At 31.6% G+C, this 15,663-nt stretch carries 12 protein-coding genes and 2 pseudogenes; 9 read left to right on the forward strand and 5 right to left on the reverse strand.

From position 1 onward, the window contains the following. Nucleotides 1-25 precede the first annotated feature (25 nt). Nucleotides 26-1,207 carry an acetyl-CoA C-acyltransferase gene (locus tag IPK18_02225; protein QQR98370.1) on the forward strand — a complete coding sequence of 394 codons (1,182 nt, stop codon included), beginning with the start codon at nucleotides 26-28 and terminating at the stop codon, nucleotides 1,205-1,207. Between the two features lie 1,314 nt (nucleotides 1,208-2,521). Here the strand turns inward: IPK18_02225 and IPK18_02230 are convergent. Continuing rightward, nucleotides 2,522-3,016, reverse strand: a complete 495-nt coding sequence (locus IPK18_02230; protein QQR98371.1) for a hypothetical protein — start codon at nucleotides 3,014-3,016, stop codon at nucleotides 2,522-2,524. A gap of 354 nt (nucleotides 3,017-3,370) precedes the next feature. Here IPK18_02230 and IPK18_02235 point away from each other — a divergent pair. Continuing rightward, nucleotides 3,371-4,094 (forward strand): annotated as a pseudogene (locus IPK18_02235) (hypothetical protein). Between the two features lie 170 nt (nucleotides 4,095-4,264). Further along, nucleotides 4,265-4,834 (forward strand): hypothetical protein, encoded by a 570-nt coding sequence (locus IPK18_02240; protein QQR98372.1) that lies wholly within the window; start codon nucleotides 4,265-4,267, stop codon nucleotides 4,832-4,834. A 164-nt stretch (nucleotides 4,835-4,998) separates the two neighbouring features. On the opposite strand, the pseudogene IPK18_02245 reads toward IPK18_02240, so the two are convergent. Then, nucleotides 4,999-6,508: pseudogene (locus tag IPK18_02245) on the reverse strand (IS1182 family transposase). 332 nt (nucleotides 6,509-6,840) lie between these two features. Between IPK18_02245 and IPK18_02250 the strand changes: the two are divergent. Genes IPK18_02250 through IPK18_02260 form a run of 3 tightly spaced genes read left to right on the forward strand, consistent with a single transcriptional unit; the run spans nucleotide 6,841 to nucleotide 8,114 of the window. Then, nucleotides 6,841-7,425 carry a hypothetical protein gene (locus tag IPK18_02250; protein QQR98373.1) on the forward strand — a complete coding sequence of 195 codons (585 nt, stop codon included), beginning with the start codon at nucleotides 6,841-6,843 and terminating at the stop codon, nucleotides 7,423-7,425. A gap of 37 nt (nucleotides 7,426-7,462) precedes the next feature. Next, entirely contained in the window at nucleotides 7,463-7,810 is a 348-nt protein-coding gene (locus IPK18_02255; protein QQR98374.1) for a type II toxin-antitoxin system RelE/ParE family toxin, read from the forward strand. A 1-nt stretch (nucleotide 7,811) separates the two neighbouring features. Beyond that, nucleotides 7,812-8,114 (forward strand): helix-turn-helix transcriptional regulator, encoded by a 303-nt coding sequence (locus IPK18_02260; protein QQR98375.1) that lies wholly within the window; start codon nucleotides 7,812-7,814, stop codon nucleotides 8,112-8,114. Between the two features lie 160 nt (nucleotides 8,115-8,274). Here the strand turns inward: IPK18_02260 and IPK18_02265 are convergent, their stop codons facing one another. Together IPK18_02265 and IPK18_02270 are read right to left on the reverse strand one after the other, a co-directional pair. Further along, nucleotides 8,275-10,224: a tetratricopeptide repeat-containing sensor histidine kinase gene (locus tag IPK18_02265; protein QQR98376.1), complete on the reverse strand. Its 1,950-nt coding sequence runs from the start codon at nucleotides 10,222-10,224 to the stop codon at nucleotides 8,275-8,277. A 235-nt stretch (nucleotides 10,225-10,459) separates the two neighbouring features. Then, on the reverse strand, nucleotides 10,460-11,710 hold the full coding sequence (locus tag IPK18_02270) for a M48 family metallopeptidase (GenBank protein ID QQR98377.1): 1,251 nt from the start codon (nucleotides 11,708-11,710) through the stop codon (nucleotides 10,460-10,462). A gap of 107 nt (nucleotides 11,711-11,817) precedes the next feature. On the opposite strand from IPK18_02270, the gene IPK18_02275 reads away from it, so the two are divergent. From IPK18_02275 to IPK18_02285, 3 genes are read left to right on the forward strand one after another with little or no spacing between them, the layout of a single operon-like run. Then, entirely contained in the window at nucleotides 11,818-11,928 is a 111-nt protein-coding gene (locus tag IPK18_02275) for a 30S ribosomal protein THX (protein QQR98378.1), read from the forward strand. A 33-nt stretch (nucleotides 11,929-11,961) separates the two neighbouring features. Beyond that, on the forward strand, nucleotides 11,962-12,624 hold the full coding sequence (locus tag IPK18_02280; protein ID QQR98379.1) for a glycosyltransferase: 663 nt from the start codon (nucleotides 11,962-11,964) through the stop codon (nucleotides 12,622-12,624). Then, nucleotides 12,618-13,088: a glycosyltransferase gene (locus tag IPK18_02285; GenBank protein ID QQR98380.1), complete on the forward strand. Its 471-nt coding sequence runs from the start codon at nucleotides 12,618-12,620 to the stop codon at nucleotides 13,086-13,088. The genes IPK18_02280 and IPK18_02285 overlap by 7 nt, the downstream gene beginning before the upstream one ends. A gap of 206 nt (nucleotides 13,089-13,294) precedes the next feature. Here IPK18_02285 and IPK18_02290 read toward each other — a convergent pair whose 3' ends face one another. Further along, nucleotides 13,295-15,469 carry a hypothetical protein gene (locus IPK18_02290; protein QQR98381.1) on the reverse strand — a complete coding sequence of 725 codons (2,175 nt, stop codon included), beginning with the start codon at nucleotides 15,467-15,469 and terminating at the stop codon, nucleotides 13,295-13,297. Nucleotides 15,470-15,663 lie beyond the last annotated feature (194 nt).

Raw genomic sequence — 15,663 nt, forward strand, 5'->3', positions numbered from 1 at the left:
AAATCTAAAAAATACTCAAAAAAATATGCAAGAAGCTTATATAGTAGCCGGATATCGCTCCGCAATTGGGAAAGCCAAAAAAGGTGGCTTCCGCTTTTATCGTCCTGATGATTTAGCAGCTGATGTTGTAAAACATCTTGTTGCATCAGTTCCAGGATTAGACCAAACACGAATTGATGATTTGATTTGTGGCAATGCCATACCAGAAGCAGAACAAGGTATGCAAATAGGTAGAATGATTGTACTACGTGCAGGTTTGTCTCAAACTATTGGTGGTGTTACAGTCAATCGATATTGTGCTTCAGGTTTAGAAACCATAGCTATGGCAACAGCTAAAATACGTTCAGGTATGGCAGAATGTATCATTGCTGGTGGTGTAGAATCTATGTCATTATTACCAATGACTGGTTGGCGCACAGTATTGAATTATGAGATTGCCAAATCTAATTGGGATTACTATTCATCAATGGGCTTAACAGCAGAAGCAGTAGCCACTCAATACAATGTGACAAGAGAAGAACAAGATATATTTTCTTTCAACTCACACCAAAAAGCAATAAAAGCCATTGAAGAAGGTAGATTCAAAGATGAGATTGTTCCTGTTACAATAGAAGAAATTTTTATAGATGAAAAGAACAAACGTAAATCTAAAAAATACACTATAGATACAGATGAAGGTCCAAGAAAAGATACTACAGTAGAAGGTTTAGGAAAACTAAAGCCAGTATTTGCTGCTAAAGGTTCTGTAACAGCAGGAAACTCATCACAAACATCAGATGGCGCAGCATTTGTACTTGTAATGAGCGAAAGAATGGTTAAAGAATTAAACATAGAACCAATAGCACGTTTAGTAACATCAGCAGTAGTAGGCTGCGAGCCAAGAATTATGGGAATAGGACCAGTAGTAGCAATACCACAAGCTCTAAAACAAGCAGGCATGAAACTAGCTGATATTGAAATGATAGAATTAAATGAAGCATTTGCTGCACAATCTTTAGCAGTTATCAAAACAGCAGGTTTAAATCCAGATATCATCAATCCAAATGGAGGCGCTATTGCATTAGGTCATCCACTTGGCTGTTCTGGAGCAAAACTTACAGTACAATTAATCAATGAAATGCGCCGTCAAAATCAAAAATACGGTATGGTAAGTGCTTGTATTGGTGGCGGACAAGGTATTGCAGGTATCATTGAAAGATTAAAATAGTTCATAGCTTATTGTAAATAATAACAACAATTCTAATCAGATTAAAACGCCAACACCAGTTGGCGTTTTTTATTTAGTGCAAATAAGATTTTCATCATTACACAGCTCCTTTTAATCACAGAATAAATTAGCATCAGAAAAATAGCGTAAAAAAGTTTCGTCATTGCGAACGAAGTGAAGCAATCTTTTAAAGTATAAAACATTCAAACGTCAATAAATGGCTGTCTGTCAACAGTCGACCGTCATGGCATCAGAAAAATAGCGAAAGAAAATAAAAAGAACGTTCAAGTGCCAATCCACGGCTGACTGTCGACCGTCGACTGCCGACCAACACGGCATCAGAAAAATAGCGTTAAGAAAATAAAGAATAAAAAGAAGATTCAAGCGTCAATCAACGGCTGACTGTCGACTGTCGACTGACGACTGCCATGCGTTCAAGCGTCAGCACGTGGCGAAGAAAAATCAAAACGACTGAAATCATAATCTGATATAAGAAATAAAAAAAGCATTAGAAAAATAGCGTTAAGAAAATAAACGTTGAGCGTAAAGAAAGTTTTGCTGTTTGAAGTTCTGCTTTGTAGAAGCAGAACAAGTTTAAAAACTTTTAGCGAAGACGAATATTTTTAGCGTCATTTTTCGTAAGCCTTGATTTTTCTTTGTTACTTTCTTTGTATCAAGACAAAGAAAGTAAATGCACTATTTTATCAAAAAAAGTAAGTATTACACTCTTGTATCAAGACAAAGAAAGTAAATGCACTGTTTTATCAAGAAAAAAATAGCTTTACTGTCATTACCACGAAAGTGGTAATCTCCTAATCACTTAGAAATATGAGATTGCCTTTTTCAAGGCAATGACATTAAACAATTTCAATAAAAATCAATAAAAACTGCCATAATGGCACAAAATTAACGCTTACCCCCACTTCCGAAGTGGGTACCCCACCTATGGAAGTGGGGGTACCACCCAATTTGTCAGTCCACGCAGTTTTTAAGTACCCCAGACCACTTCAAACCTAAGCCAGCTCAGTTCCGAACTCGGCCAGCTCACTTATTAAGTACCCCCAGCCACTTAAAACCTTAGTGACACTCAGTTTTTGTACCCCCTTGGCTAAGTTTTTACCTAAGCCAGCCTAGGTTTTAAGTACCCCAGGCCACTTCAAACCTTAGTGATACCCACTTATTAACTAAGCCAGCTCAGTTTTTAAGTGGGTAAACGCAGTAAAACACGAGTCAGTCCACATAAAAAGTAAAAAGCCCGTCTAAAAAGACAGGCTAGGTAGGCTTTGAGCTAGATTGAGCCACTAAAAAAGTAAGCTAGCTAGGTGTATTATTATTTGTTGAATTGCTTGAGCTAGACTGCGTAGCAAAGCGAGTTTTTAGTGTATCGTACACGCTATCTGCACCAGGAATGCCCGCAGTAGCTGCTGCCGCAAAATTTCTATAAGCAGCCAATGCAGTAACATAAGCCTCAGAGCCAGCCAACATTTTAGTATCGTCTATAAGCTCGTGCAGTTTGGCAATTTCTTGCAAAAGAGGCTCTAATTGCTGAAAAAGTTCTAAGTCTTTTTTCAGTTCTGCGGTGTTAAAATAAGCAGGCAATAGCGTAGGATTATTTTCCATGACGTTGATGGTATCCTCAACAAAAACTTTGTTGTTCACATCAATTTTAGGAATACTTTGTCGCTCTTCGGTAGTCAGTCCTATGAGCATAGGCAAGTTAGATTTAATGGTGTTGATGGCAGTTTTTACTGCCGAAATTTGCGCTGCTGTAAGCGTAGCAGAGAGTTTGTTGTTGGTAATGTTTGACATAATAATAAAATTTTTAAATTAAAAAATAAGCCAGCTTAGGTTTGAAGTACCCCCAGCTATAATAATGACGCAAAAGCAGAAAAATTCCATAAATATTTATGTTAATTATTTGAAGAAAAAGCAAAAAACAACTTGCGCATTTTGGGTATATACAAATGAAATATGGATAAAATATTACGACAGGATATTTAAAATACGCAAAAACATATTTAACATACAATATTGATAATAAGAAGATTATAAGGAAAAAATATTTTTAACAAAAAAATATACGCAACTCCATTTATTGCGTATATTTGTGTGTTAGTGGCAAGCATAGGACGACCGCGACGCAAAGAAAAATACGACAGGAAAATGAAATTAGATATTACGTTTAATGTATACACAGACGCAAACGGTGGCGACCCAGACAGCACAAGTCCGACACTTCGTTCGTATCATAAATTGTTATGGAGTAAACCATTGCCAAACGGACAAACTTTTGAATTAGACAATAAAAAAAGCGGAACGTATTTATATCACAAATCGGAACTTGGCGAGTTCAATTTGGGAAGTGATGCCATAACTCACTCGTACAGAAATCAGACGAGAAAACAATGGTTGATAAAACAAATTCCAAACGAAGTAAACGAACTTTTTGACATTGGTTCGACAATTGGTGCCTACACACTTTTTCCGAAAAATAAAATAGACAACAAGTTTACAATCAATCAAGCTCGTGGAGTAAATAGTTTAATTGACGACCGATTTGACTTGACTTTGGAATGTATCAGACTTTTTTACGAAGGACAACAAAGTCCGCTTTACGACACATTTCTAAGGTATAAAAACTTTTTTTGACCTGTTTCGGAACTTTAAAGGTTACATTGACTTCTTTTTACTAAATGACCTTGTTGACGAGAGTGAAAATATTCGGTTTTACTTGCCATTTGACAACTTTAAAACAAAGCCGACATTTACAGACGTTGACGAATATTTAGTTTATAAGAAAAAAGTAACTGACTTCATAAATGCACGAAATAAGCGAATTGACAACTATGCTAACAAACAGACGACAGAACAGAATGCCAGCCACTAACAGCCGTTTTGCAAAAGCGGGGGTTTCGTGCTTCTATGACAGTGAAGTGCTAAATTCAAGCTTTGTGCATCTAATGAAGTTTAGTGCTAAAAATCCCCGCCTTCGCAAAGCGGCAAAACGTTATGCACAATTTTAGGACGACAGACCACAACAAAAAATGAATTCATTAAATGAATGGTAAGACTATTACAAAAAGACAAAAAATTTCTGCAATTATTATAACACTACCATTTATATGTGCTGTTACTTTATTAATTATTGGACTTTTCACATTAGACGACATTTATCTTGACAAAGGCTTCAGTGTAAATTTTACTGCTATAACGACATTAGCTATTACCCACATAATTTCAATCATAATTCTCAAAAGACTTGACAAAATTGACATAGACTTACCAATATCTAAATTTAAGAAAGCATTTTCAATCATTGGACTTGTAATGCTGACATTTATTTTTAGTTTTTTATTAGAAATGGGTTTACGAATGAACCTCAATTATTGGTTAAAAGGCAATACTGTAGAAAAGATTGAGATGATAGTCATAGATAAGAATATTTCACACGGAAAAGCAACTGATTATTATATCGTCTTTAACTCAAATTATGGTAGATTAAAAAACAAAGTAAGACGAAGAAAATACGAATCATTTTCGATTGGAGAAAAATATAAAGCTTCAGTGAACAAAGGCTATTTTGAAGGATATTTTTTGACAGAACCATTGAATAAAATAAATGACTAATGAGAAAAACTGTGCATAACACGGGTGGCAGTTGCGCAACGCGGTTTTTTTTGTGGTCGTTTTACATAATTTATATATCATATATTATTTGCATTAATATATTATTGCTTTCTTTCTTTTTGTTCTCTGGTATCTGGTGGCGCTTCTTGTAAAAATATAGGTTTCTATTTGCTTTTTAGCCTGTTTCTTGCCTTTTTATTGCTTTTAATAAGGCTTAATGCTTCTATTTTTCGCTTTGGCTTATTAAAGAACAGGTATTTCTGTAAATTATAACTTATTGTCGCCATCAATAACGTATTTGTTTGCTCCTTGTATGCCTCGTGTATTTACTCGCTTCATGTTTCTGTAGTTTATCAGCGTGCCTAATACTGGCTCTACTGTGCTACTCCGTTTCCGTACCATACGCTTTGCATACGCTTCATTACTTGTTAAACGTTCATGCATTCTATCATAATATGGTTTATCTATGCTGTCTTCTATCTTTTTGTATTTGGTAACCTTACCACAGCATTGTGCTCTCAATGCACAATTTTTGCAATCACTTTCACTACTTCTGTATTGTTTCTTTTCATAACCTTTGCTATCTGTTTTTATCCCTTTGTAGCTCAGTACTGCTTTGTTGCCACGCTGGCATTCATACTGATTATCTATCCTATTGAAAACAAAACCTGCTCTTTCACTTTTGTATTGTCCAAAATTAGGAATGTAGGCTGTTATATTTTTCTGCTCTAAATACTTTAGTGCCTTGCCACTACTATAACCAGCATCGGCAATTACTTCTTTTATTTTTATATCATTTTCTAATAAATTAACACTTGTTTCTCAATAATTAAAGCTAAACTATCACTATCTTTCTTGCTGGCAAAATCTGCCAAAGCACCAGTAATAACATGATATTTATCGTCTACACTTACTTGAGCAGCATAGTTGAGTTGTCTTGCTTTGCCTGGCTTTACTGCTATTCTAGCATCAGGGTCTGTTGTATTGATGTGTGTATGGTTGCTGGTAAATTTAGGACGAATAAGATTGCCATGCTCATCTGTCTGTTTAGGATTTACTGCATTGCCAGGCATATCTTTGTATGCTTTAGCTTTCCATGCATGGTGTTTGTCTACAGCTTTTTCATAGAAGCTTTTACTTTAAAGTCGCTATGTTCGTTCAGTTCATTAGCATACAATACAGCATCATCAACAACTTGTTTTTCTATCAAAGCATCCATAGAAGCATTGGCTTTTACATAAGCACTATCTACACATTGACGCTTACCACTAACCATGCCTTTGTCTACGCATAGCTTTAGTACTTGTTGAAAAGTGTAAGGAATAGTTCTTCGCCATATAATTGTCTAGTTCTAGAAATAGTAGAATGCCAAGGAAGAGGCTCGTCAATATCATAACCAATAAACAAACGAATGGCAAGTGAATCAGCACAGAAAGCGATGAGTTTTCTATCGGAATTTATGTTGTTGAGATAACCAACAAGCAGAATTTTGAAAAACACAACTGGGTCTATACTTTCGTTGCCATCATTGCCATAATACACAGCAGTAGCCTTATAAATCCAATGAAGCGAAATGGCACTATTCAGCTTTCTATAGAAATTATCTTGAGGTACGAGCTCAGGCAGAGAAGTAAAGAAAATAGTTTTAGGTTGAAATGATTTGCGTCCTTGCATGTGCGAATATACGAAGAATAAGCAAACATATGTTATATAAAAGTATTCTAAGTATATTAATATATAGTTATTTATACAGAAGATATAAAATATCAAAAAAGTCATTATTTTTACGTTGTGCAACAAACACAGCAGTTTGGCAAAATGGCGGGTTTAGTGCTAAATTCAACGGCACTTCTTCGATTGAACTTTTGTGCAAAACTGAACATTTGTGCTTCGATTTCCGCCACTTCGCCAAGCCGCAAACCGTTATGGGCAAGTTTAAAAATATTGTGCCTGCTTTGAAGTGCCGCAGGACTAACGGAAAATTCGCACTTTTACTATTTATTAGTATGTTTTCAATTCATTATTCTTATTCACAGAATGTTGTTACAAATTCAAATGGTGAAAAAATTATTCTAAATACTGATGGAACATGGTATAAAATTACTGAACAAAACCCAAAAGTAGTTGCAAATATTGAAAAAAGTGAATTAGTTCTACCAGGTGTTGTAGGTTGTAATGGCGAAAAAAGTGAACCATTATTTGTTAGTAAAATAATAGAAATAGATGGAGACAAGTTTCCATATATTGTTACAAATAAGAAAACAATATTTATGATGCAAAAGAATCCATTATTTAAAATATATCCGATTCAAGGTATTACTATCGCAAAAAATGAAACAGACATAAAAATAATTAATGATTATGAAAAAAAGCTTCTAAAAAATGAAATCAAAAACGAAATCAATATTAGTTGTTCTGATGTATTGCCATCTTCATATTCTAACTTAGAATGGTCTTTTGAAATAGATTATGTGTTATATAAAATCTACTATAGTGTTGATAAAAATAATGATGTATTTACCTTTGTATATACTCAAAATGGTGTATTCCAATTAAAAAAAGTCTGTAAAGTAATAGATTGGTCAAAATAAATTTTGCTTTTGTTCCATTATTCGTTAACTTTGTTTCGTGGAAGAAATAAGACAAATCATATTTTACAAAAACTTTTTCTATGAGTTCTTTAACGAACAAACAGAAAAAGTAAGAACTAAAATAGATGAAGTCTTGTTTATTATTTCAGTAGTTGAACGCATTCCAATTAAGTTTTTCAAGAAAATTGAAGGTGTTAAAGATTTATATGAAATTCGTATCGAGTACGAAAGTAATATCTACAGAATATTTTGCTGCTTTGACAAAGGAAAAGTAGTTGTTTTATTTAACGGTTTTCAAAAGAAATCTCAAAAAACACCAACTAAAGAAATAGACAAAGCAATTAAAATAATGAATGAATATTTTAACGAAATAAAAACAGAATAAAATGAAAACAAAAAATAAAAATATCACGACATTTTCAGAACATCTTGAAAAACAATACGGAAAAATTGGAACTGCAAAAAGAACCGAATTTGAAATTAAAGCTAAAGCTTTTGCAATTGGCGAAGTTATCAAAGAAGAAAGACATTTAGCAAAGTTGACTCAAGAACAATTAGCCGAAAAAACAGGAACAAAAAAAAGTTTTATTTCAAGAATTGAAAATGGACACAGCGACATTCAACTTTCAACTTTGTATCGACTTTTAGAAAACGGACTTGGAAGAAAAATTTCGTTGACGATTTCATAAAAAACCAGCCCATAACATCGGTGGCAGTTGCACAACGTTGTATTTTTGGGTGGCAGTTTTACATAATTTATATATCATTAAACTAATGCAATTAGAAGTTGAACAAAAAAGTTCTGCATACATATATGTAGTATTAATGCAATATCTTAGCTTGGACTTATTACAAATAAAGCTTAAAGATAGTACCATTAGGTATATTGTTTTCATGAACAATTTTGCATTGTATGGCATTTGCTAAATCTCGTATAATGTGTAAGCCAAACCCTGTTTTGGTGTTGGCTGTCGTTTTTTCTGTAAATAAATTTTCTACCTGTTCGCTTTTTATTCCACTACCATTGTCTGTTATTGACAATACAATTTGGTTGTGCTCTCTTTTTGCATTCCAAATAATTTCCGCATTTTCTGTATTCTTTAATGCTTTTACGGCATTCGCTGTAAGATTATACATAATAGTTTGCAGATAATTTTCGTCTGTATTTACTGTGAGATTTTCTATATTTATATAATGTATTTTTATATTATTTATATTGCTTTCTGAATAAAATTTTTGAATGTATGCATACAAATCATCTACCGAAACTTGCTTTTTTTGTGGATTGAAATTTTGCATCTGCGATTTACTCCACGTGAGCAATGATTCCATATTGTTGAGCAAATCATTGGCAGAGTTTTTTATTTGTAGATTACATTCGTTTCTAATTTCAGCAGGCAAATTTTCTGTACTATTTTCTTGTAGTTGCAAATAATTGACTAAGCTTGCAATCGGACTTCGCAAATCGTGACTGAGGATACCAAAGAATCTTGCTTTTAGTTGGTTAGCTTTATCTAATTCGGCATTCAACTTTCGCAAAGTATCGTTTGTTTTTTTTCTGGTTCTATTTTGATAATACAATAGAGTTCCAATAATTAATAAGGCAGCAAGTCCACAAAAAAGTATAATGCGTTCACTTCTATTTTTATCTAATTGTAGTTGATTAATTTGTAATTGTTTATCGCGTGTTTCTATTTCTCTTTTACTTTCTAAGCCAGCAATTTGGTTTTTTAAATCTTGAGAATAAACAGAATCATTCAACGTAACAAATGCTTCATAATATTCAATAGCTTTTGCATACTTTTTTTGGTCTGCCAACAATTGCGCATAAGGTTTTAGAAATTGTATTTCAAGGTCTGAGTATTTTAGTTCTCTTGATTTATTGATAGCATAGTTTAAATAATAATCTGCTTTAGTAGCAAATTCTGATTTTGACAGTTGTAGGCTATCTGGCAATGTTTTAATTAATTCTGGATGAAAGTATAGATTTTTATAAACCAGGCCACGATTACCATCATTGTATATTTTATAAAGATTATCACCATATGCTTCAAAAATTTTGGTTGCTTCTTCTGTGTATTGTAGTTGTATTTTTGGATTGTTTTCATAAGCTGATGTAAGTTGTACATTCAATCTACCAATACCTTCCACAAAATTTGCAGCTTTATTTTTCTCAAGTGATTTATTAAAATAATAAATTGCAGAATCGTTTTTTTTCTCTTTTAAATATACAGTTCCTAATATTTCATAGGCTTGTGCCTGCCAATATACATAATCAGCATCTTGTTTCCTATTGAAAATAGCTAATGCTCTGTTTACATATTCTTTAGATTTATTCAAATCAAATTGTATAAAAAGAATGACAGATATTGAATAATAGCCCATAGCCATTTGATCATCACTATTTATTTGCTTTGACAAATCTATTCCCTTTAAAAAATATTCAGTCGCTTTAGGCAAATTACTTTCTCGTTGATAAATGGCACCTATGCTATAATTACTTAGAATCACACCAAGTGAGTCTTTATTTTTTTCACTTTCTTTTAATGACAATTTAAAAAACTTTAATGCATTTACATTATCACCTTTTGCCGTATACATATTTGCTTTGTATCTATGCGCAGTAGTAATCCCTATATTCCATTTTGCTTTTTTAGCAATGTTTTCTGCAGTATCTACAATTAGTAGACCTTTATCTATATCACCATTCATTAGAGCTTGATAACTCATCTCCAAATAGGTTTCTGCCTTGACAGTATCTACTTTAGTTTTTTTTAAAGCAATATTTAAAGAGTCCATTATTAATTTATAATCTACCAGCTGTGCTTTTAGATTACAATGAAAGAATAATAGCAAAATGCAGATGAATAAAGTTTTATACATTAGATGGTTTTTATCTAAAATAAGTATATTTTCTGAATTATAAAAATGTATTATATAAAGTATAAAGTGAAGATATAAATATATTATATGTGCGAGTTATGAAATTCTAATAAAAGATAAATGAAATGCTCAAAAATCTAAATACGATTACTTATTTCAATAGTGCTGTAATTCTTTCTTTTAATGGTGGATGTGAGTAGTTGAAAAAGACATACCATTTATCAGGATTTAAGTTACTCAAATTATTGCTGCTCAGTTTTTTTAATGCATCTATTAAAAATTGTCCAGTTCCTGTTTTTTCTTTAGCATAGTTGTCTGCTTCAAATTCATTTTTGCGAGAAAATACATTCATAAATATTTCTACAACAGTAGAAATTGGACTATACAATAAACTAAAAGCTATTAAGCCTAATACAAAAACTGGCTTGTCTGATGCGTAGCCTAATGATTGTGTTAATTGTGGTAGGCTAATTGCCAAAGATAAAATGTATAAAATGATGCCCATTTGTACAACACTTATAATTATGCTTTTTTGTATGTGTTTTAGTTTATAATGACCAACTTCGTGTGCTAAAATAGCTACAAGTTCTTCTACTGTGTGGTCTTTAATTAATGTATCGTACAATACAATTGTTTTTTTACTACCTAAACCACTAAAATAGGCATTTGCTTTTGTGCTTCTTTTACTGCCATCAATTACCATAATATTAGTCAAAGGAAAATCTACTGTTTTTGCAAAAGCTTCAATTTTTTCTCTTAAACTTCCAGCTTCCAATGGTTGTAGTTTGTTGAAGATAGGAACTATCCAGCTGGTGTAAAACATTACCATAAAAATACTGAATGCAGAAAATAATATCCAAGCATATAGCCAAAATAGCTTTCCAGCATATTGATAAAATAATACAAATAAGCTAAGTAAAATACCACCAATTATTGCTGAGATAAAATAACCTTTTAGCTTATCAATAATAAATGTTTTAAGCGACATTTTGTTAAAGCCATATTTTTCTTCAATTACGAATGTGCTGTATAGTTGAAAAGGCAAACTAATAAAATCTGATGCTATCATAAACACACCAAAAAATAATAATACTTGTAATATTTCGTTACTTGTTTGTGCCTCTACCCAAAGTTGTACATGTGCAAATCCTTTTATAAATAAAAACACAAGTGTAAGTACTATACTAAAAACCGTAGATATACTACTCAGTTTTTCTCTTTCTGCATGGTAGTTTTGTGCTTTTTTATATTTTTCAACATCATACACATCATCTAAAATAGTTGGAATAGGTTGTAGCCAAGATTTGCTATTTCTTTTGTCTAAAATAAAATCAATAATAGCCTCAATGGCAATGATTGTAATAATTATCCAAAAAAGAATGTTGTATCCAGATGTAATCATAGTGCAAATCTAATATAATTGTGTTTTTTTTACCATTTAATATTTTGAAGTTTAATTTGATTTTACATAAAATAACTATATTTGCGGAAAATAAAATTTAATTTCAAATGGGAAAAGGCGATAAAAGAACAAAAAGAGGAAAAATAGTTAATGGTAGCTTTGGTAATTCACGTCCTCATAAAGTAAAAAAACAAAAAGAAGAAGCAAAAAAAGACTAAATAGTTTTTTTGTTTATATATTGAATTTTAGGTATGCAAGATTCGATAGACAAGCCAGTTCGGATTGCCATGGTTTTGGATACATATGATGACGCCAGAAATGGTGCTGTGATATCTACACAAAGATTTACAAAATTACTAAGAAGTAATGGTAATAAGGTAATCATCGTATCAACAGGAAAACCTGTAGAAGATAAAGTCTTATTAAAAGAATTTTACCCACCATTTTTATTTATACGCAACATTATGAAGCGTATGAAATTTACATTTGCGTGGCCAAATAATGAAAAATTAATAGATGTAATAGATAAAGTAGATATTGTACACAATCATTTTCCATTTTATCTAGGCTACAAAGCAATTAAAATTGCAAAGCAAAAAAACAAACCAATAGTTTCTACATTTCACGTTCAAGCAGAGCAAATTGCCAACAATATTGGAATTTATAATAAACAAATTATAAAGTTTATATACAAAATTTTTATACATACAATTTATTCAAAATCAAATATTGTTGTATGTCCAAGTGATTTTGCTGCTCAGGAAATTAAAAGATATGGTTGCACAACACCAACAGTTGTTATATCTAATGGTGTGATATCAGAATACCGTGATTTGCATTTAGAAAAAAATGAAAATTATTTTACTTTGCTTACTGTGGGTAGAAATGCTGCAGAAAAAGGCAAGATATGTTGATTAATGCAGTGGCACAATCAAAATATAAGAACAAAATTAGAGTACAAATTATTGGTGATGGTCCAAAGCGAAAGTATTTAGAAGGCTTAGCCAATAAGTTGTTGCCCAATCAAGTAGAATTCAAATATTTGCCTACAGAAAAAGTAATTGAATATTATAACAAAGCAGATTTGTATGTGCATTGTGCTGCTGTAGAAGTAGAATGTATGACTGCGTTGGAAGCAATAGCATGTGGCTTACCTGCATTAATTTCAGACTCAGACTTGAGTGCTGCAAAACAATTTGCCATCAATAAAGAATTTGTATTCTCAGACATTAAAAATTTGGCTGAAAAGATTGATTTTTTCTATGAAAATAGAGACTTGTTGGCTGATGCAAAAACTCAATATCTTGAGAAATCTAAACAATTTAGCATAGAAAAATCATATCAAAAGTTGATTAATACATACAATTCTTTGTTGTAAAATAATTCTTTCTAAGTGCTGAATTCAAGTTACAAATGCAACTTCATTTAAAATCTTATTTTTATACTTTAGATGTCATATTGTTGTATCCACTTCTGATTTGCTTACTCTAACTAATATAATATTTATTTTTAAAAATATTTGAATTTACTTTCTTAACGCTATTTTTCTAATGCATTAACCTTTTATTATAATCTTATAAGTAATTAGAAATTTGGACTTATGGTAAACGTGACTCTAAATCTTTTGGTATCTGGTTTGTTTTTTTGTGTCAATCGCCAATTGAAATCTACTCTAAGTAGTTTTGCAATACTCTCGATACCAAAACCAATTTCTGCATAAAATCCATTTAATCCTTGTATATGATGTGGCAAATCTGAAAAGGTTACTTTGTTTTTGTCAAGACTACTGAATGCCATTTTAGTAAAAAATACTTCTCTTAGTCCTAATTTTTTCCATAGTGGAATTTTATTAAAGAAAAAACCATCAAAATGATGTTCTAAGTAGAATGAAATCTGTTGGTCTGCAGCAAATTCAGCTTCATTCATCATATTAAATCTTTTGTACTGTACAAGCAAAGATTGATTACCTGGATGTATAAACAACAATGGATATGGTGCACTTCCAAATAGTTTGCTGGCTTGTAGCTGCATGAGTGTTCTTCCTATTGGTGAGTTTAGTTTTTCTTCGATTAATAAATCTAATTTATGGAAACTGAAATCGCTGATAAAGCCTTTGAAACTACCAGTGTAGCTAAGTGTAAATCGTGGTAGATTTCCTTTTAAAAATATTTTTCTATTGCCTGTTTGCAAAAATTTTGCACCTGGTGTGGCAGAAATAATTAGCTGTGGTGAGAAAATATCAAAACTGTTGTGTCTTACTACTGTGCTGTCTGCTTGTGTTTTTACAAATTCTATTTTGCCAGGAACGGTGATGTATTTTTTATAATTAAATGAAAGATTAGTAGAGAAATTTGGTATCCATGTTCTTGCATAATATATGCTTGCATTTCTTACATATACTAAATCTGGAATATTTCTTCGTCTTAAAAGTGTATTGACAATATGGTCATATTCTAATGCATTTGGCTCTAATGAGAATCGTTGATAGTCATCTTTGTAACTAATACCAATGCTGTGTGCTTTATTTTTCTTATCAGGTAGTTTTGAGTTGACTTCTACGCCAAATTTGAATTTCTTATCTTTGGTGCCAATAGCTGCATAGGTTTTAAAATTTACCCATTCCCTCAATCTCCAATTGCTTCTAAAATTTAATCTTAATCTTACGCCTTCAACATCATTCCAACTTACTAATTGGTATAAATTTCCTAAATCAACTTTATTAAATCTATAATGTCCGCTCGAAAAAAAGGAACCAACTTTTGATATTCTTTTATAGAATTTTGTATTTTTTAATGAATCTATTAAGAAATAAACATTGTTTTCTACTTTGCTTAATGTATCATGTCTTTCTGCTACCCAAAAACTATCTGTTCTTCTTCTATAATCTTTTATTATAGTTGGGTTGCTTGGATTAAATATTGTATCAATAATTGGTTGGTTGAGTTTGATGTCATTTTTAGATTGATATCGATACAATCTAATGCTTTTTGATTTTTTTCGTTTTGTAAAAGCAACATTTGAGCTTCTTTCCTCTTCTTGTAAAAACCATCCTACATTCTTTTCTTCAACAAAAGTTTGTTTGAGCATGTAGTCGTTTATAAAATTTAAGTTGGAGCGTTTATCTATACTAATTTCTATCTTTTTTATTGCATAAGATGAATCTTGTATCCAAGCTCTGCCTAAGAATAATAAATCGCTTTTGCTTTTGGGAACAAAAGCTAATTGATATGTCCAAATACTATCAGCTGCTTTTACACTATCTACAAAATAATAATTGTATAATGCTAATCCGCCTTTTGCAAAAGGTAATACAAATGTTTTTCCACTTACTATGGTTTGTTCTCCATACATGTCTGTGTTGTCGTACACAATGTCTAATAAGTCAGAGAACCTTAATTGCTCAATTCCTGAAACTTTACTTGCTTTTAGAATGGCTTTGTCTTGGCTTGGCTTATCTGTGTGGTAGTGGTCTGTTATTGTTTCTTTTAATATTAGTGGAATATAGCGAACACCATATTCTGTAGTGTCTTGGTTTTCTAGTACAAACCTGAATGGTTTTAGTATTTTCCTTTTAGATAATTTTGGACTTATATTATACAAAGAAGCTACTGTTTTTGAATATTCTTCGTATTGGTAAGAATCGTATGCTTTAGGTTTATTTTCGTCTTTGTTTTTTACAACATTTCTAAATATTCTAATTGCAATGGTGTCTTTTTCTTTTACTCTGCGTTTGGCTTTTACTACAAATTCTTGTAGCATATAACCTTCTGGTTCTAATTTTATATCAAGTGTATCTTTTTTTAAATAGTCTTTGTTTTAGTGAAAGTTCTTTATATCCTAAATACGAAAAAATTACTGAATCTGTTTTGCCACTTACTTCAAATTCAAAATAGCCTAAATCATCAGTAAAATAAGTTTCTGTATTACTTACTGAAATGGTTACATAAGTTAAT

This window comes from Sphingobacteriales bacterium (assembly GCA_016699615.1).
GTDB lineage: Bacteria > Bacteroidota > Bacteroidia > Chitinophagales > JADIYW01 > JADJSS01.